The sequence below is a fragment of the Microcystis sp. M53598_WE2 genome, from assembly GCF_030067735.1.
GTDB classification, from domain to species: Bacteria; Cyanobacteriota; Cyanobacteriia; order Cyanobacteriales; family Microcystaceae; genus Microcystis; species Microcystis aeruginosa.
The window spans coordinates 1-1,165 of record NZ_JASJFE010000673.1 but is presented as its reverse complement, the minus strand read 5'-3'; the positions used below and the strand labels follow the sequence as shown (position 1 = coordinate 1,165).

The 1,165-nt window shown below is 44.5% G+C and carries 1 protein-coding gene; it reads right to left on the bottom strand.

Annotated elements, in window-relative coordinates; all coding sequences use genetic code 11:
• Positions 1-287: 287 nt before the first annotated feature.
• Entirely contained in the window at positions 288-893 is a 606-nt protein-coding gene (locus tag PX636_RS13745; protein WP_288117595.1) for a GUN4 domain-containing protein, read from the bottom strand.
• Positions 894-1,165 lie beyond the last annotated feature (272 nt).

Genomic DNA, 1,165 nt, shown 5'->3' with positions numbered 1-1,165 from the left:
TCTTGGGTCAGGAATATCTTGAAGATAAGTCAATAAACTAGCTTGAATTTCATTTATTGATGTTAAAGGAAGCTCAGGTTTTAGTTGAGCTTTATTTCCGGTGGGGAGAACGGGAGCAAAACCTTTACCCATGAGCTATTTCCTCATTAATTTTCATCAACAACAGTGAGACTAAGGCTAATTATAAATTATACAGAGGTAGCAGCGGCTAAGTCTGGGTACTGGCAGTGCGGGACGGTGCTATGGCGATTTGATTACCCTATTCAGAAATCTTTGTCAAGTACAATTTATACCAAATTAGATGAGCTTACCGTGGATAAAAGACCTGAGATCGTTATATTCCACGGGTTACAAGCTTTTGCACGAGAGAAGGATTCCATGCCTCCCTTCCACTTTCCCTCCAATGTATTTGTAATCTCAAATAATGCCGCCGGCAGGTGCGCATTAGGGGGTTCCCTAGGCGGAACTTCAATATTAGATGCCGCCGGCAGGTACACATTACGGGGTTCCCCAGGCCGAGGCGGAACTTGAAAATCAAGGGTTTCGTCTTCCCCCCATTCCCGCAATTCCCGCCAGTACACCCATTGTCCTCCTTTTCTCCAGCCGAGGCGATCGCCGAACTTGTTCCACACTACCTCATTATACTCGCTCGTGCCACCGAGACTCTCATAGATTTCTCTCTGAACACTGAAGCCGAATTTACCCTTACTAGCTGACAACCAAAGCTGGTCAATGATGCGTAAATCTTCACAGGAAAAGTTTCTAATATCCAGTACTCTGAACCGCCCGTTCTCTCCCCTCTCAGCAGCTTGAAGCATCGCCCTAGTTGTTTCATCATCTGCTTCTTTCCATTTCCCTGCTGCTAGTAGGTCTTGTAGACTGGTATAACTCACTCCACCCTTACGCGATTGTCGGCTAAAATCATTGATCGCGCCTCGTTTTCCGGTGCTAAAATCCTATTGTTCTTTCATAGTTTATCCTTCCTTCATATTAATGTTTATAGTTCTATTAACACCCGAATTTTAGCGACTTGGGCATCAACTTTCGGTTTAAGAATTATTTCGGCGTCTTGATCGGGGGCGTTGAGAATATGAAACGGGTCTTCCAGAGGGGGTTGACTAAGTTTTCCCTTGATTAATTGAGATGCTTCTAGAGTTGATATTCC